The organism is Curtobacterium sp. PhB190, assembly GCF_004365385.1.
Taxonomy (GTDB): domain Bacteria; phylum Actinomycetota; class Actinomycetes; order Actinomycetales; family Microbacteriaceae; genus Curtobacterium.
This window is the reverse complement of record NZ_SODN01000003.1, coordinates 174,920-199,189: the sequence shown is the minus strand read 5'-3', so window position 1 is coordinate 199,189 and position 24,270 is coordinate 174,920. Positions and strand designations below refer to the sequence as shown.

21 protein-coding genes are annotated in these 24,270 nt (G+C 70.1%); 4 read left to right on the top strand and 17 right to left on the bottom strand.

Annotated features, from left to right (window positions below; all coding sequences use genetic code 11):
- Positions 1-10 precede the first annotated feature (10 nt).
- Positions 11-646 carry a pyridoxal 5'-phosphate synthase gene (locus EDF47_RS06265; RefSeq protein WP_131922731.1) on the top strand — a complete coding sequence of 212 codons (636 nt, stop codon included), beginning with the start codon at positions 11-13 and terminating at the stop codon, positions 644-646.
- A gap of 16 nt (positions 647-662) precedes the next feature.
- On the opposite strand, the gene EDF47_RS06260 is transcribed toward EDF47_RS06265, so the two are convergent.
- The 6 genes from EDF47_RS06260 to EDF47_RS06235 all read right to left on the bottom strand — a co-directional run bounded on the left by EDF47_RS06260 (position 663) and on the right by EDF47_RS06235 (position 10,173).
- Complete coding sequence (locus EDF47_RS06260; RefSeq protein ID WP_133937310.1) at positions 663-1,235, bottom strand: hypothetical protein; 573 nt, start codon at positions 1,233-1,235, stop codon at positions 663-665.
- A 132-nt stretch (positions 1,236-1,367) separates the two neighbouring features.
- Positions 1,368-3,764: a GNAT family N-acetyltransferase gene (locus EDF47_RS06255; protein ID WP_133937312.1), complete on the bottom strand. Its 2,397-nt coding sequence runs from the start codon at positions 3,762-3,764 to the stop codon at positions 1,368-1,370.
- Positions 3,761-5,137, bottom strand: a complete 1,377-nt coding sequence (locus EDF47_RS06250; protein ID WP_133937314.1) for a SidA/IucD/PvdA family monooxygenase — start codon at positions 5,135-5,137, stop codon at positions 3,761-3,763. The genes EDF47_RS06255 and EDF47_RS06250 overlap by 4 nt, the downstream gene beginning before the upstream one ends.
- On the bottom strand, positions 5,134-6,555 hold the full coding sequence (locus tag EDF47_RS06245) for a pyridoxal-dependent decarboxylase (protein WP_133937316.1): 1,422 nt from the start codon (positions 6,553-6,555) through the stop codon (positions 5,134-5,136). The genes EDF47_RS06250 and EDF47_RS06245 overlap by 4 nt, the downstream gene beginning before the upstream one ends.
- Before the next feature lie 150 nt (positions 6,556-6,705).
- Positions 6,706-9,150, bottom strand: a complete 2,445-nt coding sequence (locus tag EDF47_RS06240) for a UvrD-helicase domain-containing protein (protein WP_133937318.1) — start codon at positions 9,148-9,150, stop codon at positions 6,706-6,708.
- A 12-nt stretch (positions 9,151-9,162) separates the two neighbouring features.
- A complete protein-coding gene (locus EDF47_RS06235) occupies positions 9,163-10,173 on the bottom strand; it encodes a glycerophosphodiester phosphodiesterase family protein (protein WP_131877618.1) in 1,011 nt (336 codons plus the stop codon).
- A 106-nt stretch (positions 10,174-10,279) separates the two neighbouring features.
- Between EDF47_RS06235 and EDF47_RS06230 the strand changes: the two genes are divergently transcribed.
- Entirely contained in the window at positions 10,280-11,287 is a 1,008-nt protein-coding gene (locus tag EDF47_RS06230) for a DUF817 domain-containing protein (protein ID WP_133937320.1), read from the top strand.
- A 36-nt stretch (positions 11,288-11,323) separates the two neighbouring features.
- Positions 11,324-12,196, top strand: coding sequence for a Bax inhibitor-1/YccA family protein (locus EDF47_RS06225; RefSeq protein WP_123936937.1), 873 nt, complete (start codon positions 11,324-11,326; stop codon positions 12,194-12,196).
- Between the two features lie 306 nt (positions 12,197-12,502).
- Here the strand turns inward: EDF47_RS06225 and guaA are convergent, their stop codons facing one another.
- The 5 genes from guaA to EDF47_RS06200 are packed head-to-tail and all read right to left on the bottom strand — an operon-like array spanning position 12,503 to position 17,307.
- A complete protein-coding gene (gene guaA, locus EDF47_RS06220) occupies positions 12,503-14,083 on the bottom strand; it encodes a glutamine-hydrolyzing GMP synthase (protein ID WP_111083415.1) in 1,581 nt (526 codons plus the stop codon).
- Positions 14,080-14,526 (bottom strand): DUF3817 domain-containing protein, encoded by a 447-nt coding sequence (locus EDF47_RS06215; RefSeq protein WP_111083416.1) that lies wholly within the window; start codon positions 14,524-14,526, stop codon positions 14,080-14,082. The genes guaA and EDF47_RS06215 overlap by 4 nt, the downstream gene beginning before the upstream one ends.
- A gap of 10 nt (positions 14,527-14,536) precedes the next feature.
- A complete protein-coding gene (locus tag EDF47_RS06210) occupies positions 14,537-15,316 on the bottom strand; it encodes an SURF1 family cytochrome oxidase biogenesis protein (RefSeq protein WP_123293184.1) in 780 nt (259 codons plus the stop codon).
- Positions 15,317-15,321: 5 nt separating this feature from the next.
- A complete protein-coding gene (locus tag EDF47_RS06205; RefSeq protein ID WP_111083418.1) occupies positions 15,322-16,773 on the bottom strand; it encodes a cation:proton antiporter in 1,452 nt (483 codons plus the stop codon).
- Positions 16,774-16,776: 3 nt separating this feature from the next.
- A complete protein-coding gene (locus EDF47_RS06200; protein WP_071260110.1) occupies positions 16,777-17,307 on the bottom strand; it encodes a TrkA C-terminal domain-containing protein in 531 nt (176 codons plus the stop codon).
- Positions 17,308-17,382: 75 nt separating this feature from the next.
- Between EDF47_RS06200 and EDF47_RS06195 the strand changes: the two genes are divergently transcribed.
- Positions 17,383-17,883 carry a hypothetical protein gene (locus EDF47_RS06195; RefSeq protein WP_132099124.1) on the top strand — a complete coding sequence of 167 codons (501 nt, stop codon included), beginning with the start codon at positions 17,383-17,385 and terminating at the stop codon, positions 17,881-17,883.
- A 133-nt stretch (positions 17,884-18,016) separates the two neighbouring features.
- Here EDF47_RS06195 and EDF47_RS06190 read toward each other — a convergent pair whose 3' ends face one another.
- From EDF47_RS06190 to EDF47_RS06165, 6 genes are all read right to left on the bottom strand, one after another.
- Positions 18,017-19,903 carry a glycerol-3-phosphate dehydrogenase/oxidase gene (locus EDF47_RS06190; RefSeq protein ID WP_123936941.1) on the bottom strand — a complete coding sequence of 629 codons (1,887 nt, stop codon included), beginning with the start codon at positions 19,901-19,903 and terminating at the stop codon, positions 18,017-18,019.
- Positions 19,904-19,968: 65 nt separating this feature from the next.
- On the bottom strand, positions 19,969-21,087 hold the full coding sequence (locus tag EDF47_RS06185; RefSeq protein WP_123293181.1) for a GuaB3 family IMP dehydrogenase-related protein: 1,119 nt from the start codon (positions 21,085-21,087) through the stop codon (positions 19,969-19,971).
- 71 nt (positions 21,088-21,158) lie between these two features.
- Positions 21,159-21,350: a hypothetical protein gene (locus tag EDF47_RS06180; RefSeq protein WP_123936942.1), complete on the bottom strand. Its 192-nt coding sequence runs from the start codon at positions 21,348-21,350 to the stop codon at positions 21,159-21,161.
- Between the two features lie 216 nt (positions 21,351-21,566).
- On the bottom strand, positions 21,567-22,385 hold the full coding sequence (locus EDF47_RS06175; protein ID WP_123293180.1) for an ABC transporter ATP-binding protein: 819 nt from the start codon (positions 22,383-22,385) through the stop codon (positions 21,567-21,569).
- The gene (locus tag EDF47_RS06170; protein WP_123293178.1) at positions 22,382-23,284 is read right to left on the bottom strand and encodes an ABC transporter ATP-binding protein; all 903 of its coding nucleotides are present in this window, start codon (positions 23,282-23,284) and stop codon (positions 22,382-22,384) included. Before EDF47_RS06170 ends, EDF47_RS06175 begins: the two co-directional genes overlap by 4 nt.
- The gene (locus EDF47_RS06165) at positions 23,277-24,263 is read right to left on the bottom strand and encodes a branched-chain amino acid ABC transporter permease (RefSeq protein ID WP_123293176.1); all 987 of its coding nucleotides are present in this window, start codon (positions 24,261-24,263) and stop codon (positions 23,277-23,279) included. The genes EDF47_RS06170 and EDF47_RS06165 overlap by 8 nt, the downstream gene beginning before the upstream one ends.
- Positions 24,264-24,270 lie beyond the last annotated feature (7 nt).

Below are 24,270 nucleotides of genomic sequence, written 5' to 3'. Positions count from 1 at the left end.
GGGTGGACCCATGTCCTCTTCCTTGTCCGGTGACGACTCCCTGCACCTGCCCGAGTTCGACGCACCCCCGGCGTCGCCGCTCGACCTCGCGCAGCAGTGGCTGGATGCCGCGGACGAACGCGACGTCTCCGAGCCGAAGTCGATGACCCTCGCCACGGCAGGTGTGGACGGCCGAGTGTCCGCCCGCACGGTCGACGTGAAGCGACTCGACGACCGCGGGCTCGTGTTCGGCACCTCGACGCTGAGCCCGAAGGGTCGTCAGCTCGCCGACAACCCGCACGCGGCACTCCAGGTCTACTGGCGCGAGACCATGCAGCAGCTCCGGTTCGAGGGCCGGGCGGTGCAGCTGTCCGACGACGAATCCGACGCGCTGTTCGCCGACCGGTCGCCGAAGTCCCGCGCCGCCACGGCCATCGCGGACCAGTCCGCCGTGCTCGAACCGCGGACGCTGCAGGACTTGATCGACGACGCCAACGTGCTGCTCGACGAGTCCGACGACGCCGTCCCACGGCCGGCCGGGTGGGTCGCGTGGCGGCTCGAGCCCGACGTGGTGGAGTTCTGGCACGGCAGCCGCGACCGGATGCACCGCCGCTTGCAGTACGTGCTCGCCGACGGCGCCTGGTCGGCCACCCGCCTGCAGCCGTAGTCGAGTCCGCTCCCGGTCAGTCCCGCTGCCACCACGACGGCTTCGCGGACTCGACGGTGATCGTCAGCGACCGGGCGTCGTCGGACTTCCTGGCCACCACGAACACCGTCGCCGTGGGGTCGGTGGTCCGCACGCGCCACACCGGCCATGTGTGCGGACCGAGCTTCGGGTCGTACCAGGGCCCCGGTCCGTTGTCGGTCTCGACCAACACACGTCGAACGCTGGCAGGGTCGAGGTCGGGGACGCCAGCAGCCCGCGCCTGCGTGAGGACACGAGCGACACCGGCATCGACGGCCGTCGTCCGCGCAGCCCGGGCCAGCCGGAGCCGGCGTCGCGTGACCAGGTACCCGAGGGCGATGAGCCCCGCGGCAACCAGCACCGTGCCGACCAGGACCACTGCGGTACCGCGGTCTCTCGGCCGGTCCGCGACGACGACTCCCCCGACGAGGACCGCCCCGCCGAGCAACAGTCCGGCGCCTCGGATGCGCCTGACTAGCCGGAATGCACGGCGCCAGGTCTGATCCGCGTCGACAACGTGCCCGATGTCGACCGTGACCTCGTCCATCGCGCCGCCCCCGCCCGTCTGCACCAGGCCAGTCTCCCGCACCCCGCACCGGCGCCGCTCCGGCTGGTGCGAGGTTGACCACTCCGTGCGCGCTTCTTGCGCTGCACGGAGTGGTCAACCTCGCACCGAGTAGGTCCGCCGTCCGCCGCGCAGCCCCTACCGCCCGATCGGGTTCGCCATCGCCCCCGCCCGGATGAGCGACGACGACTGGTCCGCCAGGTCGACCATCGACAGGGTGTTCCGCAGCTGCAGCCGGTTCAGGCAGGAGTGCTCGAACGTCGGCACCCGCAGGTCCAACGGACGGCGGCGGTCCGGGTGCGCGGCGGCGTGCGCGTCGATGCACTCCCCCACGACCTCCCAGAACCGGCCTTCCGGCAGCACCCCGTCGTCGTCGAGGATCGCCGCGACGAACCGCAGCACCCCGTCGAACACGTCGGTGAACACCGCGAGGGCCGCTTCGTCGTCGGACACCGGGTGCACGATCCGGTCGATGTCGGCGGGCACGGGACGATCGTCGTGGCGCCCGAGCACCGCTGCCTCTTCCCCGATGTCCTTCATGACGGCACGGACAACGGCGCCGTCGCGGACGACGAGCACGAGGTTCTCGCCGTGCGGCATGAACACCAGGTCGTGCACGGTCAGGCAGTGCACGACGGGCAACAGGTACGCGTCGAGCCAGCGCCGCACCCACTCGTCGGCAGGCAGCCCCGACGCCTCGATCAGCGCTGAGACGACGGCATTCCCCGAGGCGTCCCGGTGCAGCAGCGCCGCCATGGTGAGCAGCCGTTCGCCCTCCGCCAGCCGCGGGATCGGGCTCTCCCGCCACAGTGCCGCGAGCATCTTGCGCTGCGGCGACGACACGTCGACCCGGTGGTACGCGTCGCCGGTGTAGCCGATGGCCGCGTGCTCGCGGAGCACCGAGAAGCCGGCGGCAGCCAGCGTCGGGTCCGCGCTGACGAGCGAGTCCACCCAGTCGTTCACGGCCGGAGTGTTCCGCATGTACGCGGGCGACATCCCCCGCAGGAACCCCATGTTCTGCACGGCGAGCGCCGTCTTGACGTACGAGCGGGTCGGGTCCGAGTGGTCGAACGCGGTGCGGATGGACTGCTGGGGCTGGTACTCGTCCGGCCCCTCGCCGAGGTCGACGAGGTCCTGCCGCCCCAGGTCGGGTGCGAACGTCACGGCGATCCGGTGCTGCCACTGCCAGGGGTGCACCGGGATCCACACGTAGTCGTCGGGGTCGAGGCCGCGGGACACGAGCACGGCCCGGAACCCAGCGATGGTCTGCGGGTCGAGCTCGGCCGACCAGTGGTCGCGCTCGGTCCGGTCCGCGGCGAGCGCCAGGTGCGTGTGCTCCCGTCGGGCGGCGAGCCACCGGTACCGGAACCGGCCGCCGACCTCGGGTGCGAAGGCCCGGTACTCATCGAGTCCGAACCCGATCCGCCCGTTCGCGGCGACGAAGGCCGGGTGACCCTCGGTCATCGCTGCCTCGACGTCCTGGAACGAGGCAACGACGGCCTCGACGGACGAGCCCGCAGCGGACCGACCACGCGCGAGCTGCGCGGCGGACGGCCCACCCCTCCGGTGCTTCGCAGCGGCGCTCGCCAGCGTCGACGCGATCTCCTCCAGGTACGTCCCGAGCAGCTCGTCCGGGATCCCGAGCACCTCGTGCAGTTCGAGCACGAAGTCCTGCGCGCTGAGCGACGCCGGCATCCCAGCGCGAGTGCGCGTCAGCGAGGCTTCGTCGATCGACCAGTGTTCGAGCACGTGCTGCCGTGCCCGAAACCGGTAGGTCGAGTCCCCCGCGTCGAGCCGCCACCCCTCCCCGTCCGGCACGGGTGCGATCAGCCGCTCGTGGGTGAACTCGGCGATGGCCTTCGCCACCAGGTGCCGTTCGGCGGGTTCCAGGTGCTCGGGTCGCAGGTGCGCGGCCGGACCGTCGTCGTCGGGCACGCCGATCCGGTCGGTGTCGAGCACCGACAACAGTGCCCGCTTGCCGTCGACGTCGACCTGGCGCAGCGCGCGGAAGCCCACCTCGGCGTTCTTCGCCTGCACCGCGGTGTTCCGCACGTCCGGCTCGACGACGACCCGCCGCGCGCCGAGGACGTCGCGGCAGTGCTCGACGACGGCGCGCATCACGGCGCTCGTCAGTCCGTGCACGCGGCCGCCGGCCGGCACCGGTGCGACGAGCAGGTGCAGGCCGACGTCGCCGGGCTCCGCCGCCCACACGTCGGTGAGCAGGACGGCGGCGGGGTCGTAGGTCTCGACCAGGAAGCACGGCTCACCGTCGCGTCGGCCGAGCCACGCAGCCTGCGCCGGGTCCGCCTGCACGCCGGTCAGGTAGTCCCGGACGCCGTCCACGTCGAGGTCGCCCATCTCCCACCACGACGACGCCGGGTGGGCGAGCCACGACTGGACGACGGCGGCGTCGCGTTCCGGGACCACGGGTTCGACGGCCAGGAGGCCCGGAGCAGCTCCGGCAGACACCGTCGCCTCGGGCGCACCGGCCAGTGCAGTGCCCGTCAGATCGGCGCCCGTCACGTGCGCGCTCATGCGGGCACCTCCGTGCGCTCGGTCGCCTGCCGGGCCGGCGCGCGGTGCGCGCCGTCGGGTGGGGTCGTGGACTGACCCGTGGCGGGCAGGCCGAACTCCTGGAAGGCGATCCGGGCCTCCAGGCCGTACACGGGGCGACCCGTGACGGACCGGATGATCGACGCGTTCCGCCACGCACCCATGCCGAGGTCGGGCGCGGTCAGGCCGTGCGTGTGCTCCTCGGCGTTCTGCATCCAGATGCGTCCGCCGAGGGTGTCGACGTGGTGATCGCGCGCGACGGCCAGGCGACCACGGGAGTCACGGGCGACGAGGTGCTCGACGGGGTCGAGGAACCGTGGCGTGCGCGGCGTGTACCCGGTCGCCAGGACCAGCCGCTCGACCTCGTGCTCGTAGGTCTCGTCGAGCTGCTCGTGGCGGAGCGTCAGCCGGTACGTCCCCCGGTCCGCGAGCCACTCGGCGTCGACGACACTCGTCTCGGTGCGCAGGGTCGTCGGGATCGGGCCTCGAGCGCTGATCCGGTACAGCTGGTCGTAGAGCTCGTCGACCAGGTCCGCACTGATGCCCTTGTACAGCCCGCGCTGCTCGCGCCCGAGACGGTCGCGAGCATCCTCGGGCAGGCCGTGGAAGTGGTCCGTGTACTCCGGACTCGTCATCTCGAGTGTGAGCTTCGTGTCCTCCATCGGGAAGAACCGCGGCGACCGGGTGATCCAGTCGAGTCGGTAGCCGTCCTGGCGCAGGTCCTCGAGCAGCTCGCGGTAGACCTCGGCAGCGGACTGCCCGCTGCCGACCACCGCGATCGAGGCGGCACCGCGGAGCGCGTCGCGGTTCGGCAGGAACTCGGCGGAGTGGATCACCGGTCCGGCGATCCCCCGCAGCGGGGCGGGGACCGACGGCTCCGTCCCGATGCCGACCACGACGTGGCGTGCGCGGTACGTCTCGGGACCCTGATCGGTCTCGGCGTGCACCGTGAACACGTCCGTCGCCGGGTCGTGCTCGACCGCCGTGACGGACCGGCCCCACCGGAGCGTGTCGAGCCGGTCGGCGGCCCACCGGCAGTAGGCGTCGTACTCGCTGCGCAGGGGGTGGAAGTCCTCGCGGATGTAGAACGGGTACAGGCGGCCGGTCTCCTTGAGCCACGCGAGGAACGAGAACGGCGAGGTCGGGTCGGCCATCGTCACCAGGTCCGCCATGAAGGGCACCTGGATCGTGGCGTCGTCGAGCATCATGCCGTGGTGCCAGGCGAAGCCGTCGGCGGCGTCGAGGAACACGGCGTCGAGGTCGTCGAGCGGGTCGGTGAGGCAGGCGAGGCCGAGGTTGAACGGGCCGATGCCGATGCCGATCAGGTCGTGGACGGGCTGCTCAACGTGGCTCATCGGATCGCTCCTTCCGGGGTGGTGGTGGTCGCGCGGACCCGTGCTGCCGTCGCGGCGACGTGCTCGAGCGAGGCGCGCATCTGCGCCGGGGTGGTCTCGGGGTTGAGCAGCGTCAGCTTGTTGCAGGGTCGGCCGTCGATCACGGTCTTCGCGATGAGGACCCGGCCCTCGGCGAGCAGCGCCGCACGGATCGGGGCGACGAGCGCGTCGGCCTGCTCGTCGGTCACCCCGGCCGGCTGCCAGCGGAAGAGCACGGTGCTGAGCTGCGTCGGGGCGACGAGCACCAGGTCGGGGTGCTCCTCGACGATCCGGTGGGTGGCGGCGGCGAGGTCGATGACGGCGTCGAACGCGGTGCCGATCGCGTCGGCCCCGGTCGCGCGCAGGGTGGCCCAGAGCTTCAGGGCGTCGAAGCGGCGGGTGGTCTGCAGCGACTTGTCGACCTGGTTCGGCTCGGCAGCGTCCTCGGGGTTGAGGTAGTCGGCGTACCAGGCCGTCCGGCGCAGGTCGGCCGGGTCACGGACGAGCAGTGCGCTCGAGGACACCGGCTGGAAGAAGGACTTGTGCAGATCGGTCGTCACGCTGCGCGCCCGCTCGATGCCGGCGAGCAGGTGCCGACGCGTCGGGGAGACGAGCAGTCCGCAGCCGTACGCGGCGTCGACGTGCAGCCAGACGTCCTCGAGATCACACACGTCGGCGATCGGCTCGATCGGGTCGATGACCCCGCGGTCGGTGGTGCCGGCGGTCGCGACGACCGCGATCGGGGTACGGCCCGCTGCCCGGGTCGCGGCGATCGCCTCCGCGAGGGCTGCCGGCCGCATCCGACCGGCGTGGTCGGTGGCGACGTCGACCACGGCCTCGAGACCGAGGAGTCGTGCCGACTTCGCGATGCTGAAGTGGGTCTCCGCCGTCGTGAACACGGTTCCGGCAACGCCGACCGCTTCGCGCGCCAGCAGCAGCGCCTGCAGGTTGGACTGCGAACCGCCCGAGGTGAACACCCCGTCGCCGGCAGTGAACCCGGCACGACGGGCCAGCCAGTCGACGACGTGGCGTTCGATGTCCGTGCCGATGCGGGACTGGTCCCAGGTGTCGACCGACGGGTTCACCGCGGCGAGGACGGACTCGGCGGCGACCGCGGGCAGTGCGACCGGGCAGTTCAGGTGCGCGAGGTAGCCGGGGTCGTGGAACCACACGGCCTCGCGGACGAACAGGTCGTCGAGTTCGGCGAGCGCCCGTTCCGTCCCGACGGGAGCGGCGTCCAGGTCGACCGCGCGCACCCGGTCGTGGAGCGCTTCCGGGGCGGTCGCGGTCGTCGGGCGGTCGACGGTGGCGAGTCGGTCGGCGAGCTGGTCCACCGTCGACCCGACGGTCGACCGGTAGCGCTCGGCGTTGGCAGTGGTCAGCAGTTCGATGGGTGTCACGTTAGGTAAGGCTAACCTCACCTCGATTTCGGTGTCACCCGAACAGGGGTGGACTCCCAGGTCTCGGGCGTGGCGCGACGTCCTCGTACCCACGACGAACGCACCCCGCCGGGGAACCGGCGGGGTGTACGGACGTTCAGCCAGCTCTGGCTAGAGCTTCTCGATCGGCGCGATCTTGATGAGCAGCTTCTTGCGGCCCGCGGAGTCGAACGCGATCTCGGCGATGCGCTTCGCGCCCTGACCGGTCACCGCCGAGACGGTGCCCTCGCCGAAGTCGACGTGCTTGATCCGGTCGCCAGCGACGAGTTCCATGTCGCCGTTGTCGCGGACCTGGCCGGACACCCGGTTCGCCCACTCGGTCTTCGGGCGGGTCTTCGACGCAGCGGCCGCGCGGTCGTACGAGCCACCGCCCCAGCCGCCACCGCCGCGGTAACCACCGCCACCGCCGCCGCCGATGCCGCCCTCGCGCTTCGCGTTGAGCGCGCGGGGCTGCGTGCCACCACGGCTGTTCGCCATGCCCGGCGACTGCTTCCACTCGATGAGCCCCTCGGGGATCTCCTGCAGGAAGCGCGACGGCATGGCGACGTTGACGTCACCGAACTGGGCGCGGGTCATCGCCAGCGACAGGAACAGGACCTTCTTCGCGCGGGTGATGCCGACGTAGAACAGCCGGCGTTCCTCCGACGGACCACCCGGTTCGTTCGCGGACATCCGGTGCGGCAGCAGGTCTTCCTCGACGCCGGTCAGGAACACGGCCTCGTACTCCAGTCCCTTGGCCGTGTGCAGGGTCATGAGCGACACCGTGCCGGACGAGTCGTCGAGCTCGTCCGCCGCGGCCACCAACGAGACCTCGGTCAGGAAGTCCGTCAGCGTGCCCTCGGGGTTGTTCTTCTGGAACTCGCGCGTCACCGCCACGAGCTCGTCGATGTTGTCGGCCCGGGCGGCGTCCTGCGCGTCGGGCGACTTCCGCAGGTTCTCGAGCAGGTGGGAGCCGTCGAGCAGCTGGGTCAGGGTGTCGACGACCGGCTGCGTCGGGGCCTTCTCGGACACGGAGTCCAGCAGCGCCGCGAACTCGGTGATGGCGTTCCGCACCTTCGGCCCGAAGCCGAGCTCACCCGCGTGCCGCAGGGCATCGCGCATCGTGGTCTCGTGCTCGTCGGCGTAGCGCTGCAGGGTCGTCTCGGTGACGGAGCCGATGCCGCGCTTCGGCACGTTGAGCACACGACGGAGCGCCATCGGGTCGGCGGGGTTCGCCACGGTGATCAGGTACGCCATGGCGTCCTTGATCTCGGCGCGCTCGTAGAACTTCGTGCCGCCGAGCACCCGGTACGGGATCGCGGCGCGGATGAAGATCTCCTCGAGCGCACGGGTCTGCGAGTTCGTCCGGTAGAACACCGCCATGTCGCGGTAGTCCATGCCGTCCTCGCGCAGGCGCTGGATCTCGTCGGCGACGAACTGGGCCTCGTCGTGGCCGGTGTACCCGGTGAAGCCGACGATCTTCTCGCCCGCGCCGACGTCGGTGAACAGGTTCTTCGCCTGACGGTCGAAGTTGTTCGCGATGACGGCGTTCGCGGCGTCGAGGATGGTCTGCGTCGAGCGGTAGTTCTGCTCGAGCAGGACCACCTTGGAGTTCGGGAAGTCGCGCTCGAACTCGACGATGTTGCGGATGTCGGCCCCGCGGAACGCGTAGATCGACTGGTCCGAGTCGCCCACGACGGTCAGGGACGCTCCGGCGATCGACCCGTCGCGCTCGCGCATGCGGGCGACGTGCTGGCCGGAGTCCTCGAGCTTGTCGACCTGCTCGACCGGCACCGGACGCGTGAGCTCGCGGATCAGGGAGTACTGCGCGTGGTTGGTGTCCTGGTACTCGTCGACCAGGATGAAGCGGAAGCGCCGCTGGTAGAGCGCAGCGACCTCGGGGAACGCCCGGAACAGGAAGACGGTCTGGCCGATGAGGTCGTCGAAGTCGAAGGCGTTCGCCCGGCGCAGGTCGTTCGTGTACCGACGGAAGACCTCGGTGAACATGACTTCCTGCGGGTCGTTCACGTTGATGTTGCGCGCGTACGAGTCGATGTCCTGCAGCTCGTTCTTGAGCTTCGAGATCTTCGACGCCGCGGCGCCCACCGTGAGCCCGAGCGTGTCCGCCTCGAGGTCCTTGATGATCCGCTTCAGCAGGGCCTTGGAGTCGGCGGAGTCGTAGATCGTGAACGACTGCGCGAACCCGAACCGCTCCGCCTCGCGCCGGAGGATGCGCACGCACGCCGAGTGGAACGTCGAGATCCACATGCCGTCGGACTCGCCACCCACCAGGGCCCGGACGCGCTCACGCATCTCGGCCGCGGCCTTGTTCGTGAAGGTGATCGCGAGGATCTGCGACGGCCAGGCTTCACGGTTGGCGAGCAGCAGCGCGATGCGGCGCGTGAGGACGCTCGTCTTGCCGGATCCGGCACCGGCCACGATCAGCAGGGACTCGCCGCGGTACTCGACGGCTTCCTTCTGCTGGGGGTTCAGACCCGCGGTGAACGGGTCTTCGTACGCACGGGCACCGGCGCCCGGCTCGGGCGTCGATTCGAAGGGGTCGAGCACGATCGTCATGTTCTGGACAGTCTAAGCGGGACCCCCGACAGCCGACCGGGCGAGGACCGCCAGGTCGGTGTGGTCCGCGAACACCCCGTCGAGGCCGGTCCGAATCACCGAGGTGTACCAGCGCTCCCAGTCGCCGAAGGCCGCGACGTCCCCACCGCGGCGCAGCGGCCCGGGCAGGAACCGGTTCTCCGGTCGGAGCGTCCACGTGTACACCGCGAGGCCCACGGCGTGCGCACGGTCGACGATCGCGCTCCGGACCGGCGTCGGGTCCTCGAGCGCGACGCTGTCCACCCCGGCCATCAGCGTGCCGAGGTCGACGCTGATGCCGTGGAACTCGGTCGCGAACGACGCGAGCGCGTCCTCGGAACGCTCCGCGGCGTAGGTGGGGGCGAGCGATCCGTGGGACGCGACCTCGTCGGCGGCGCTGCCACGGGCCTCCTGGAGGTACACCAGCCGACCACCCGTGTGCCGCTCGCGCAGGTCGCGGAGCACGCCCTTCTCGAAGCTCTCGACCGTGAGCCGCTCGTCACGGCGCCACCCGGCGTCACCGAGCGCGCGGTCGACGAGTTCGCCCATCGGGAAGCCCGCGCGGTCGAAGAACGCCGCGTGCTTGACCTCGGCGACCAGCCCGACCGGACGAGGCGCGGCGTCGAGGATCGCGAGCAGGTCCTCGAGGCGCAGGATCGGCTCCTCGCCGTCGTGCTCGGCCGACCCGGGCCGCAGCGCGGGAAGACGTTCCCGGGTGCGGAGCGTCTGCAGCTCGGCCCAGGTGAAGTCCTCGGTGAACCAGCCGGTCAGGCTCTGGCCGTCGACGGTCTTCGTCGTGCGCAGGTGCCGGAACTCCGGGTGGTCCGCGACGTCGGTGGTGCCGGACACCTCGTTCTCGTGGCGGAGCACGAGCACGCCGTCCTTCGTGGGCACCAGGTCCGGCTCGATCGCGTCGGCACCGAGCTCGATGGCGAGTTCGTACGCGCTCCGCGAGTGCTCGGGGCGGTAGCCGGACGCACCGCGGTGGGCGATCACGAGGGTCATGGCGCGACCCTACTGGGCCAGGGTGACGGCGGACCGTCCTGTGTCGCGGGACACACGCGCCCGGCCGGAGCCCGTGCATCTCAGCATCGGCGCTGACCATCGCTGCATGACCGTCCGATCGCTCTCCACCGCCGTCGAGGCCAGGATCGACCGTGCCGCCCGCCGACTGCTCGACGCCGGGCACCAGCCGCACCGGCCCGTCCGGCTGTTCGTCACCGAGTTCCTGGTGTTCGGCGCGAAGCAGGCGTGGGCGTGCGCGTTCGGGGCGCTGCTGCTCGGTTCGATGGCCGTGGCCTCGCTGACCGTGCCGGGGGCGTTCCGGAACGACGCGCTGACCGTCGTGGCGGTGCTGCTGCAGCTCGGCATGCTCGTGTTCGGGCTCGAGACTGTGCGGGAACTCCGGGTCGTCCTGCTCTTCCACGTCGTCGGCACCGCCATGGAGGTCTTCAAGACGCACATGGGCTCGTGGTCGTACGAACCCGGCGGGCTGTTCGTGATCGCCGGGGTCCCGCTGTTCTCCGGGTTCATGTACGGCGCGGTCGGGTCGTACATGGTCCGTGTGCACCGCCTGTTCGACCTGCGGTTCGACCGGTACCCGCGGCAGTGGTTGCTCGCGGTCGTCGCTGCCGGCGTGTACCTGAACTTCTTCGGGCACCACTTCCTGCCCGACGCCCGCTGGGTCCTGCTCGCACTCGTCGTCCTGCTCTTCGCCCGCACGACCATGCACGTCCGGATCCACCGATCGACGATGCGCATGCCGGTACTCGTCGCCATGGGACTCGTCGCCGTGTTCATCTGGTTCGCCGAGAACGTCGCGACCTGGGCCGGAGCGTGGAGCTACCCCGCGCAGCTCGCCGTCTGGCACCCGGTGGCCCCGACGAAGATCGTGGCCTGGTTCCTGCTCATGACGATCTCGGTCGCGCTCGTCACCTGGCTCTACCCGGCGGTGCCGTCGGGCTCGGCGCTGCCGTCCGGCTCGGCGCGTTGGACGGCGGACTCTCGACGACTTCGAGGCGCGCGCGCAGCGGGTGCCCATAGGCTGCCGTCGTCAGGGCCTCCGGGCCCGCGTCCGCTCGCCGCGAATCCTCAGCCTTCCGCGACCGAGCGCACCTAGGCTGAGAGGACTCATATCTCCTAGGAAGAGGACACCATGGCCTTCAAGCCCGGTTTCGACCAGTCCCCCGCCTTCAACGCCCAGGGACCCAACACCTGGGGCGGGCGTGGCGCTGGTCAGCAGCAGGCCGGCTGGGGACAGACCCCGCAGCAGGCACAGGGCGGGATGACCCCCGAGCAGCTGCAGTACATGTACGACCGCCCGGCGGCATCGACGGTCGACACCGACCGCATGTCGTACGAGGACACCATCGTCAAGACGCTGCTCGCCTTCGGCGTGCTGCTCGTCGGTGCGGTGGCCGGTTGGAACCTGCCCCCGATCGTCTGGATCGTCGGCGCCGTCGTCGGGTTCGTCCTGGCGCTCGTGAACACCTTCAAGAAGAAGCCGTCGCCGGGTCTGGTGCTGACGTACGCGTTCTTCGAAGGCCTGTTCGTCGGCGGGATCTCGAACTATTTCCAGACCGCGTTCCCGCAAGCGGACGGCATCGTCGCGCAGGCGGTCTTCGGCACGCTCGGGGTGTTCGGCGTCACGCTGCTCCTGTTCCTGTCGGGCAAGGTCCGTGCGACCCCGAAGGCCACCCGCTTCTTCCTGATCGCAATGGTCGGGTACATGGCGTTCTCGCTGGTGAACCTCGTCCTGATGTGGACCGGCGTCACCAGCACGGCCTTCGGGCTCATGGGGACGACGATCTTCGGTATCCCGCTCGGCGTCCTCATCGGCATCTTCGTCGTGGTCATGGCGGCGTACTCGCTGATCCTCGACTTCGACCAGATCAAGACGGGCGTCCAGCGCGGCGCTCCGAAGATCTACGCGTGGACCGCGGCGTTCGGCCTCATCGTGACGCTCGTCTGGCTGTACCTCGAGATCCTGCGCATCCTCGCCATCGTCGCGAGCAGCGCGCGCAACTAGCACCACCGCGTCCACGAAGGGCCCCGGCGCTGTGCCGGGGCCCTTCGTCGTTTCCGGGGTGCTGTGGGCGGGAGCGGCGGCAGCGCCAGTGGTCGCAACACCCCGCCGGTCGCCCGGCGAGTGGTCACGAAGTGTCGCCCGGGCCGGGGCCAATCGACAGTTCGTGACCGCTCGGCACCGGGCCCGCGGGGTGTTGTCGCCACTCGACCACCCCCAGCAGCACCCATTCCCCCGGCAGCGCCGCCCCCGGACGCGCGGAGGCCCGGCACGCAGGGCGTGCCGGGCCTCCGGTCGTTCAGGGGAGCGTCACTCCCACTCGATCGTCCCCGGCGGCTTCGACGTGACGTCGAGCACGACCCGGTTGACGTCGGGCACCTCGTTCGTGATGCGGTTCGAGATCTTCGCGAGCACGTCGTACGGCAGGCGCGTCCAGTCCGCGGTCATGGCGTCCTCGGACGAGACCGGACGGAGCACGATCGGGTGCCCGTACGTGCGGCCGTCACCCTGGACACCCACGGAGCGGACGTCGGCGAGCAGGACGACCGGGCACTGCCAGATCTCCCCGTCGAGGCCCGCTGCGGAGAGTTCCTCGCGCGCGATCTTGTCGGCGGCGCGGAGCAGCTCGAGCCGCTGCTTGTCGACCGAACCCACGATGCGGATGCCGAGCCCCGGTCCGGGGAACGGCTGGCGGCCGACGATGACCTCGGGAAGGCCGAGCTCGCGACCGACGGCACGGACCTCGTCCTTGAAGAGCGCACGGAGCGGCTCGACGAGCTCGAAGGTCATGTCCTCGGGCAGGCCGCCCACGTTGTGGTGCGACTTGATGTTCGCGGTGCCCGCTCCGCCGCCGGACTCGACGACGTCGGGGTAGAGGGTGCCCTGCACGAGGAACTTGACCTCGCCGTCGTCACCGTCCCCACGCGCCTCCAGCACGAGTGCCTCGGCCGCGGCCTCGAACGTGCGGATGAACTCGCGCCCGATGATCTTGCGCTTCTGCTCGGGGTCGCTCACACCGGCGAGGGCGTCGAGGAACTGCTGCTCGGCGTCGATCGTGATGAGCCGGACACCGGTGGAGGCGACGTAGTCCTCTTCCACCTGCTTGCGCTCGTCGGCGCGGAGGAGCCCGTGGTCGACGAAGACGCAGGTGAGCTGGTCACCGACGGCCTTGTGCACGATGGCTGCGGCGACGGCGGAGTCGACACCGCCGGACAGGCCGGCGATCACGCGGTTCGACCCGACCTGGGCCTGGATCCGGGCGACCTGCTCGTCGATGACGTTGCTCGAGTTCCAGTCGCCGGGCAGACCGGCGGCGCGGTGCAGGAAGTTCTCGAGTACGGCCTGGCCGTGCTCGGAGTGCTTCACCTCGGGGTGCCACTGCACGCCGTAGAGCTTGCGCTCGTCGGACGCGAAGGCCGCGACGGGGGTCGACGCGCTCGACGCGAGGACCTCGAAGCCCTCGGGGGCCTTCGCCACGGAGTCGCCGTGCGACATCCACGTGACCTGGGACCCGGGCTGCCCGCCGAGCAGGACGCTGTCGGTGCCGCTGACGTCGACGGACGTCGCGCCGTACTCACGCAGGCCGGTGTTCGCGACCTCGCCACCGAGGGCGGTCGCCATGGCCTGGAAGCCGTAGCAGATGCCGAGCACGGGGACGCCGAGGTCGAGGATGTCGCCGTCGAGGGACGGTGCACCTTCTTCGTACACGGACGACGGACCGCCGGACAGCACGATGGCTGCGGGGTCCTTCGCGCGGATCTCCTCCGCCGTGATGGAGTGCGGGACGATCTCGCTGTAGACGTTCGCTTCACGGACCCGACGCGCGATGAGCTGCGCGTACTGGGCCCCGAAGTCGACGACGAGGACGGGACGCTGTTCGGTCTCGCTCACCGAGCGGCCTCCTTCTCACGCTGCTGGGCAGCGATCAGCTCGTGGTAGGTGTCCATGGCCTTCTGCTGCATGCGGTGTTCGACCACGAAGGACATGAACGGGATGATGCCACCGAGGGCGATGAGCAGGAAGCGGGAGGGCTTCCAGCGCATGATGCTCCACAGACGGAAGTCCGTGAAGAGGTAGAGGACGTACAGCCAGCCGTGCGCGATGAGGATCGCGATCGACAGGTTGAACGTGCCGGGTGCTTCGCCGGCCGTGCCGTTCGGCACGAAGAACGGGCCGTTGCCGAGCTGCATCTCGAGCTGGAGCGGCGTGTACTTGATGATGACCTCGATCACGAGGGCCAGCAGCAGCACACCGGTGATGTACGCGGAGACGCGGTACCACTTCACCGCACCCGGGATCTTCGGGATGTCGCGGGTTCGGACGGTCAAGGCCATGACGACCAGCCTACCGTCGGTCCGCGAGGGCCCCGTCGACGCTGAGGGCAGCCTCACGCCGCTCCTCTTCTTCGCGCTCCCAGGCGTCCTTCACGAACCGGTACCAGAGGAACACCGCGAAGCCGGCGAAGACGACCCACTCGATCGCGTAGAACAGGTTCAGCCAGTCGAACTGGACCTCGCGCGACGGCGCCCGGTCGGCGATGGTGCCGAGGTCGGCGGCCTGCGCGGTGGCACCGTCGGCGACGACGTACCCGAGGTACATCCGGTCGTCGAACGCCTTCCACGTGTTCACGAAGCGCGCGGGTGCCACGGCGGAGTACTCAGCCTGCTTGTAGGTGTCCTGGTCGGGCGACTCGGCGGGGTAGTACCGGCCCTGCACCGTGAGCGTCTGCCCGTCCGTCAGGCGGTCACCACCGGCGACGGCGGCGGACCGTTGGTCGGACCACCCGATGACGACCGGGAGGCTCGCCCCACCATCCGAGTCCACCAAGTGACCCACGGTCTGGTACGTCCCACCCCCGGTGCGGCCGGTCAGGATCGTGGTGTCGCCGGCGACGAACGTGCCGGTGACGGTGACCTTCTGGCCGGCGATGGTCTCGCTCGCGGGCTCTTCCGGGGCGGTGACCGCATCGAGCGTCTTGCGGGTCTCGGTGGTCTCCGGCAGCGGCTTGCCGTTGGCGATGCTCCGCTCGAGCTGCCACTTGCCCAGCCCGGCGAACACCGCCGCGAGCACGAGCGCCAGCAACAGCAGCGCGATCCACCTCGGTCGTCGGGCAACGGCCCACATCTGTATCAGTACTCCGGATCGCGCTGTCGGACCGGACGCTCGGGGCGCTCGGTGGGGATCTCGACGGGCGACGTGACGGGTTCGTCGGTCGCCTCCGGTGACCCATTCTCCTGCTCGTCCCTGCCAGCGGCCTCCACGAGCGCGAACTCCTCTGCGAACTGGCGGTCCCGCTCGGCACGGCGGACCGCGGCGGCGGACGCTGCTTCGGCTTCCTCGGCCTCCGCTGCCTCGGCGGCGGCAGCCGCTGCGACCGCTCGGCGGCCACCGAGTCGTCCGCGCAGGCGGGCGAGGCGGGCGGGGCGCACCACGAGGCGGCCGATCCGCTCCGAGTTCACCGCGAGCAGCGGCCCGAGGATCGCCATGACGAGGACGTAGAGGCCCGCGAACGCGGTGATCCGCGCCTCCAGTCCGGCGGCAGCCGAGAGCGTCGCGAGGATCAGCGCGAACTCGCCACGGTTCACCAGGATCACGGCGGTGTTGATCCCCTGTTGGACGTTGAAGCCGTTCATGCGCGCGACGATCTGCCCGGCGACCGCGTTGAGCACGACCGTCATGCCGATCGCACCGAGGACCGGCCAGAGCACCTCGCCGAAGGTCGACAGGTCGAGGCCGAGGCCGAAGTTCACGAAGAAGAACGCGGCGAAGACGTCGCGCATCGGCAGGGCGAGCTGTTCGATGCGGTCGCGGTACCGGGTCGCTCCGCAGAGCAGGCCGATGACGAACGCGCCGATGGCGTCGGTCACGCCGAGCAGGTCGCCGATGCCACCGAACATCACGGCGAGCCCGAAGAACAGCACCGTGAAGAGTTCGTCGTCACGCGTCGCGAAGATCTTCGACACCCACTTGCCGGCGAACCGGGCGAGCGTGAACATCACGATGAGGAAGCCGAACGCGAGCGCGAGCTTGCCGACGACGGCCCAGGCGTTCGTGTCGCCGGACAGCACGACGGACACGATCGCCAGGTAGATGGCGATGAAGACGTCCTCGATGACCGTGACGCCCAGGATCATCGGGGTCTCGTCGTTCGCGAGTCGTCGCAACTCGATGAGGAGCTTCGTCACGATCGCGCTCGACGAGGTGGCCGTCATGCCAGCGATGATCAGGGCTTCACGGGTGCCCCAGCCGAGCGAGAACCCGAACGCGAACCCGACGCCCATGTTGATGACGACGTAGGTGCCGCCCGACACCAGGAGCTTGCCGGCGTTGCCGTAGAACTCCTCTTGGTCGAACTCCAACCCGAGGTTGAACAGCAGCAGGATGAGCCCGAACGTCGCGATGAGCTCGATCGTGTGCGACTCGACGTTCAGGCCGATCCACGGCGTGTGCGGGCTCGCGATGAGCCCGACGATCATGTAGATCGGGATCGCCGGCAGACCGATGGTCTTGCCGAGCCGCCCGAGCACGTAGGCGATGACGAACAGCACACCGATGGTGAGCAGTTCACCGCCCAGGTGCATGCGCTAGCTCTTCCGCGGGGCCTCGGCCGATGCGGCCGCAAGCTCTCCGCTGCGGTAGAAGGAGAAGGCCTTGGCGACCTTCTCGGGGGAACCGGCGACGACGATGGTGTCACCGGGGAAGACGACGAAGTCCGGCGAGGGTGCCGGGTTGGCGCTGTCGCCACGGACCACGGCCACGACGGTCAGGCCGATGAAGCCGGAGTCGTGCAGGTCGCCGAGCGGCTTGCCGGCGATCGCGTCGTCGTAGTCGACCGAGAACCAGTCGATGGACAGCCCGGGGATCTCGTCGAGCTTGTCGAGGCCCTCGGTGATCCGGGTGCCACCCAGGAGTTCGGCGAGGGTGTGCGCCTCGTCCTCGCTGAGGCGCAGCGAGACCTTCTCGGACTTGTCGGCGCCGTCGGAGACGTCGGCGAACGAGATGAGGTCGGAGTGACCCGACCGGTGCGTGATGACACCGCACTTGCCACCGTCGTCGGTGTAGAAGCTGTGCAGCACGCCGACTCCGGGGAGTTTGACGCGATGGACGTCGACCATGATGGCTCCCTTTTCGAGTACGCCCATGCTAACCACCGCACGGCCCCGCGCATTCCGGTCGCTACTCTTCTGTGGATGGGGAGAACTCGGATCGTCGTCGGGGTCGTCGGGACGCTGGTCGTCACGCTGTACGCGGGGTTGCTGGCGCTCAACGCGCTCGTACTCGATCCGCTCGGCGCGGTGCCGGGGCAGTCGCTCGGTGCGATCTACGGCCACCTCGACGCGCAGGGGTACCGGGTGCGGACCGACGTCGTGGCCGTGCTCGTGATCGCGGCGGTCGGCATCGCGTTGGCGGTCACGGTCCTGATCGTGACGCTGGTCCGGCGGACGATGGCGCACTTCGCTGCCGCCTGGCTGCTGGCGATCGTGGCCGCCGGCGCCGTCCAGGTGTTCGGTTCCGGTTTCCAGCTCGGGATGGACGTGGCCGACGGCTACGGCATCGGCGGCGAGGACCACACCATCTGGGCCGGTGTCCTCTACGTCACCAGCCTCGTCGCGCTGCTCGCGATCCCGGTCGTGCTCGTGGTCGGCGAGCGACGCCGTGGCCGCGCCGTGTCGGGGACGCTGACCGCCTGACGGACACACCACGGGCCTCCCGTCCGGTGTTCCCGGTCGGGGCCCACGCCGCCGGTTCCGGGGCGACGCGCCAGCGGCGTCACGGCCGCGCCGGTGGGGAGAGGCCCGTGGCCGCGTCCGCAACGCGCGGTCGCTACTCCGGCTCGCTCGTCTTCTCCCCCACCACCTGCTCGTCGGACGCCTTCGCGCCCTCCGCGCCGCTGCTGCGGCCGCCGCCCACGACGACGTCGTCCTCGTCGAAGCCGAACGCGATGTCCGGTGCCTCGAGCCGCACCCGGTCCGCGCTCTCGTCGTCGGGCTGCAGCTGCGACTCGCGTTCCGCGGCCACACGCTTCAGGTAGTTCGACACCTCGTGTTCGGTGGTCTCCTGGTCCCAGCCGAGCACGTCGGCCATGAGCTTCGCGGCGACCGGGGCCGCCGACTCACCACGGTCCCAGGCCTCGATCGAGATGCGGGTGCGGCGGGCGAGGACGTCCTCCAGGTGCAGGGCCCCCTCGTGCGAGGCGGCGTACACGACCTCGGCACCGATGTAGTCGTCGGCTCCCGGCAGCGGCTCGGCCAGGGTCGGGTCCTGCTCGACGAGCTGCAGCACCTCGGTGGCCAGGGTGCCGTAGCGGTTCAGCAGGTGCTCGATGCGGACCTTGTGCACGTTGAAGCTGCGGGCGGTCCGTGCGCGGCGGTTCCACGCGGCCGGGTAGCCCTCGGCGCCGAGCAGTGGGATGTCCTCGGTCGTCGACGCCGGGATCTTGCCGTCCATCGCGGCGACGGCCTCGTCGATGGCGTCCTTGCCCATCACCCGGTAGGTCGTCCACTTGCCGCCGGCGACCACGACGAGTCCGGGCACCGTGTGCGCCACCACGTGCTCGCGGCTGAGCTTCGAGGTCTGGTCGGACTCCCCCGCCAGCAGGGGACGGAGCCCGGCGTAGACGCCCTCGACGTCCTCGCGGGTGAGCGGGACGCGCAGCACCTTATTGACGTGCTCGAGGATGTAGTCGATGTCGGCCGCGGTCGCCGCCGGGTGCGCCTTGTCGAGGTACCAGTCGGTGTCGGTCGTGCCGACCAGCCAGTGCCGGCCCCACGGGATCACGAACAGCACGCTCTTCTCGGTGCGCAGGATCATGCCCATGTTCGACTGGAACCGGTCGCGCGGGATGACCAGGTGCACGCCCTTCGACGCCCGCACCTTGAACTGCCCGCGGGTGCCGATCATCGCCTGGGTGTCGTCCGTCCAGACGCCCGTGGCGTTCACGACCTGCTTCGCGCGGATCTCGAACCGCTCGCCGGTCTGGATGTCGTGGGCCTGGGCGCCGACCACGCGCTCCCCCACCTTGATGAAGCCCTCGATCCGGATGCGGCTCGCGGCGTGCGCGCCGTAGGACGCCGCCGTGCGGACGAGCGAGGCCACGTAGCGGGCGTCGTCGACCTGGGCGTCGTAGTAGGTCATGCCGCCGACGAAGGCGTCCTTCTTGAGCGACGGCATCGAGCGGAGCACCTGCGTGCGGCTGAGGTGCCGGTGGTGCGGGACCCCGGGCGGACGACCACCGGACCAGCTGAAGGCGTCGTACATCGCCATGCCGATGCCGATGTAGAACCGCTCCCACACGCGGTGGTTGAGCGGGTACAGGAAGCGCACCGGCTTCACCAGGTGCGGGGCGATCCGCTGCAGCAGCAGACCGCGTTCGATGAGGGCCTCGCGCACGAGCCCGAAGTTCAACTGCTCCAGGTAGCGGATGCCGCCGTGCACGAGCTTCGACGAACGGCTCGACGTGCCGGACCCCCAGTCACGGGCCTCGACGATGCCGACGGTCAGGCCGCGCGTGACGGCGTCGAGCGCACTGCCCGCACCGACGATGCCGCCGCCAACGACCAGGACGTCGAGCTCCTTCGTCTTGAGGGTCTCGATCGCCGCCGCGCGTTCGTCGGGGCCGAGCTTGGCCGCGGGGTCGAACCCCGCCCCCGGCACGACGTCGCCAGGACGTCCGGCCGAACTGGTCTGCTTCGTGGTGCTGGACTTCGCCATCGTCGCCTCCGGGTCACGGTCGGCGCCGAAGCGTCACCCGCGTCGGTGCGCGGGTGCCACCAGGATCACTGGTGGTACGGCGCCACGACCACTTCTACTCGCTGGAACTCCTTGACGTCGGAGTACCCGGTCGTCGCCATCGAGCGGCGCAGCGCACCGACGAGGTTGGCGCGGCCGTCGAACGTCGGGGTCGGGCCGTTCAGCACGTTCTCGAGCGGGGCGATCGTGCCCACCTCGACCCGTCGGCCGCGGGGCAGCTCCGGGTGGTGTGCCTCGGCACCCCAGTGGAAGCCGCCACCCGGTGCCTCGGTGGCACGGGCGAGCGCGGTACCGAGCATGACGGCGTCCGCACCGACCGCGATCGCCTTGACGACGTCGCCGGCGGTGTCGAGACCGCCGTCGGCGATGACGTGCACGTAGCGTCCACCCGACTCGTCGAGGTAGTCACGACGCGCACCCGCGACGTCGGCGACCGCGGTGGCCATCGGCGCGTGGATGCCCAGCGCGGCACGCGTGGTGGACGCAGCACCGCCGCCGAAGCCGACGAGGACACCGGCGGCACCGGTGCGCATGAGGTGCAGCGCCGACGTGTACGTCGAGGCACCGCCCACGATCACCGGGACGTCGAGCTCGTAGATGAACTTCTTGAGGTTGAGGGGCTCTTCGTTCTGCGACACGTGCTCGGCCGAGACCGTCGTGCCGCGGATGACGAACAGGTCGACACCGGCGTCGACGACCGTCTTCGAGAACTCCTGCGTGCGCTGCGGGCTGAGCGAGCCGGCGACCGGCACCCCGGCGGCACGGATCTCGGCCAGGCGCGCAGTGATCAGCTCCGGCTTGATCGGCTCGGAGTAGATCTCCTGCATGCGCTTCGTGACGTTGCCGTCGGTGAGCGACTTGATCTCGTCGTAGTAGGGCGTCGGGTCCTCGTAGCGGGTCCACAGCCCCTCGAGGTCGAGGACGCCCAGGATGCCGAGCTTGCCCATCTGGATGACCGTGGCCGGCGAGGACACGGAGTCCATCGGCGCGGAGAGGATCGGCGACGCGAAGGTGAACGCGTCGATCGACCACTGCACGCTGACGTCGCGCGGGTCACGCGTGCGCCTGGAGGGGACCACCGCGATGTCGTCGAACGCGTACGCCCGACGTCCGCGCTTGCCTGCACCGATCTCGACTTCGCTCACCCGGCAAGCCTACCGGGCAGGTCCGGGGGCGTGCACGGACCGGACGGTGCGGACCGGACGGCGGGGCGCGGTCAGCGGGGGCGGCGCGGGGTCCGGCGTCGCTTGCGGAGCACCCGCAGCACGAAGCCGAGCAGGAGCGCGAGCACCACGAGCACGACCAGGAGCGCAGCCGCCACCTTCACGAGCAGCGCCGCACCGACGAACAGCGCGATGAAGACCACCCACACCAGGGCGTCCATCGCGCCCGCCGACAGTCTCTGCACCTGCGGAACGATACCGACCCGGCGGACGCGGGGCGGGCCTCCCGGCAGAACCGGAGCCGGCCACGCACCGGGGTGGGCCGACGGGGCACCACGCACCGTCGCGAGCCGACGGGGCCCACGTGCAGGAGCGGGGCCGTGCGGCGCGAAGCGACCACGCACGGCCCCACCCGTCGCGGATACCACCCCCACAGCGGTACCCGCAGTCGACACAGTGCGCTAGCGCCCCGCGTCGACGTCCTTGGCGAGCGTCCCGAGGTACAGCTCGATGACCTTCGGGTCGTCCGCGAGTTCCTTCCCCGTGCCCGAGTACGCGTTCCTCCCCTGGTCGAGCACGTACCCACGATCGCAGATCTGCAGACAGCGTCGCGCGTTCTGCTCCACCATGACGATCGACACACCGGCCTTGTTGATCCGGCGGGTCCGCAGGAACGTCTCGTCCTGCCGCACCGGGGACAGCCCGGCACTCGGCTCGTCGAGCAGCAGCACCTTCGGGTCCATCATCAGCGCACGTGCCATGGCGACCGACTGCCGCTCGCCGCCGGACAGGGACCCCGCCCGCTGGCCGCGGCGCTGCGCGAGCACCGGGAACAGGTCGTAGATGACCTCGAGGCGCTCCGCGAACTTGCGGGGCCGCAGGTACAGCCCCATCTGCAGGTTCTCCTCGATGGACAGCGACGGGAACACGTTGTTCGTCTGCGGGACGAAGCCGACGCCGGCCTGCACGAGCTTGTTCGCCTTGAGGTTCGTGATGTCCTCACCCTGCAACGTGACCGACCCCTCGCGGATCGACACGAGACCGAACAGGGCCTTGAGCAGCGTGGACTTGCCCGCGCCGTTCGGCCCGATGATCCCGATCAGCTCACCGGGGTAGCAGTCCAGGTCGCAGCCGTTCAGGATGTTCACCCCCGGCAGGTAGCCGGCGACGAGGTTCTTCGCGCTCAGCACCGGCTCGCGTTCCAGCGTGGCGGTGCTCGCCTTCGGCGCTTCCGGACTGGAGGCGCTGCTCGCGTTCGTGGGGTCGACTGCGTCCGTCATCGGGTCTTCTCCTCTGCTGCTGCGTCCGCCGCGTCTTCTTCCGCGACTTCCTCCGCCAGTTCCTCGAAGGTCTCCTCGGTGAGGAGCGAGTCGTCACCCAGGTCGGTGTCGTGGTGCGCGCCCAGGTACGCGTCGATGACCGCCTGGTCGTCCATCACGGTGTCCGCCGGCCCCTCGGCGACGACCTTGCCCTCGGCCATCACGACCACCCAGTCCGAGATGTGCCGGACCATGTGCATGTCGTGCTCGACGAACAGCACGGTCATGCCGTCGTCGCGCAGGGACTGGATGTGCCCGAGCAGCGACTGCGTCAGCGCGGGGTTCACGCCCGCCATCGGCTCGTCGAGCATGATCATCGTCGGGTCGGACATCAGCGCCCTGGCCATCTCGAGGAGCTTCCGCTGACCGCCGGACAGCGACCCGGCGTAGTCGTCCGCCTTGTCGTCGAGCTTGAAGCGGGCGAGCAGGTCCTCGGCCTTCGCGGTGATCTCCCGCTCGCGCTTCGCCCACACCGGCTTGATCAGCGCGGCGAAGAAGTTCTCGCCGGGCTGGTCGCGGGCACCGAGCAGCATGTTCTGCATCACGGTGAGCCGCGACAACGCCTTCGTCAGCTGGAAGGTGCGGACCATGCCGCGGTTGGCGATGTGGGTCGCGCTGGTCTTCTGCAGCGTGGCGCCGTTGAACTGCGTCCTGGCACCGGGGCTGGGCTTGTCGAAGCCGGTCAGCAGGTTGAAGAAGGTCGTCTTGCCGGCGCCGTTCGGGCCGATCAGGGCCGTGATGGAGCCGCGCTGGACCTCGAGGTGGTCGACGTCCACGGCGGTCATGCCGCCGAAGTGCCGGGTGACGCCGTCGACCGTCAGGATCGGGTCGGCCTTCGTGTAGCCGTAGGTCTCAGACACTGAACGTCAGCTCCTTCTTGTTGCCGAGCAGGCCCTGTGGTCGGAACACGATCAGGAGCATGAGCGCGACGCCGACGAGCACGTACGAGAACTGCTCGGCCTGCTGGGCGTTCATGATCGAGTCGGGGATGAAGTCGCCGGCCAGGGTGCGGATGAAGAGCCGGACGACGAAGAACAGCACTGCGCCGAGCACCGGACCGAACACCGTCGCGGCACCGCCGAGGATGAGCGCCGTCCAGATGAAGAACGTCATCGAGCGGCCCATGGCGTCCGGTTGCACCGAACTCGGCAGGACGTAGATGATCCCCGCCAGCGCTCCGAGCGCACCACCGAAGACGAGCGCCTGCATCTTGTACGAGTAGACGTTCTTGCCGAGGGAGCGGACGGCGTCCTCGTCCTCGCGGATCGCCTTCAGGACACGGCCCCAGGGGCTGCGCATGAGCAGGAAGAGCACGAAGGTGAACAGCGCGACGAGGGCCCAGGCGGCGATGCGGATCCACCAGCCGTTGACGCCGTTGTTCGCGTAGGTGAACCAGAGGATGGTCGTGGTGCCGTCCGGCAGCGGGCTCAGGGCGGTGAACGGGTCGCGGTAGCTCGATCCGGTGATGCCGTTGGAGCCACCCGTCGTCGTGGTCAGCAGGCTGGAGCGGCCGACCATGCGGATGATCTCGGCGCCGGAGATCGTCACGATCGCCAGGTAGTCGCCGCGGAGCCGCAACGTCGGGACGCCGAGGATGATCGCGAACACGATGGCGACGAGCAGGGCGATGAGCACGGCCATCACGAACGGCAGCCCGTTCGTGATCGAGATCGCGAAGCCGTAGGCGCCGAGCAGCAGGAACGCCGCCTGCCCCATGTTCACGAGCCCGGTCAGGCCGAAGTGCACGTTCAGTCCGATGGCTGCCAGGGCGAACGCCGCCGTGGTCGGGGCGAGGGCCTCCTGGGTGAGCGAGGACAGCAGGTTGAGGATGTAGTCCATGCGCGTG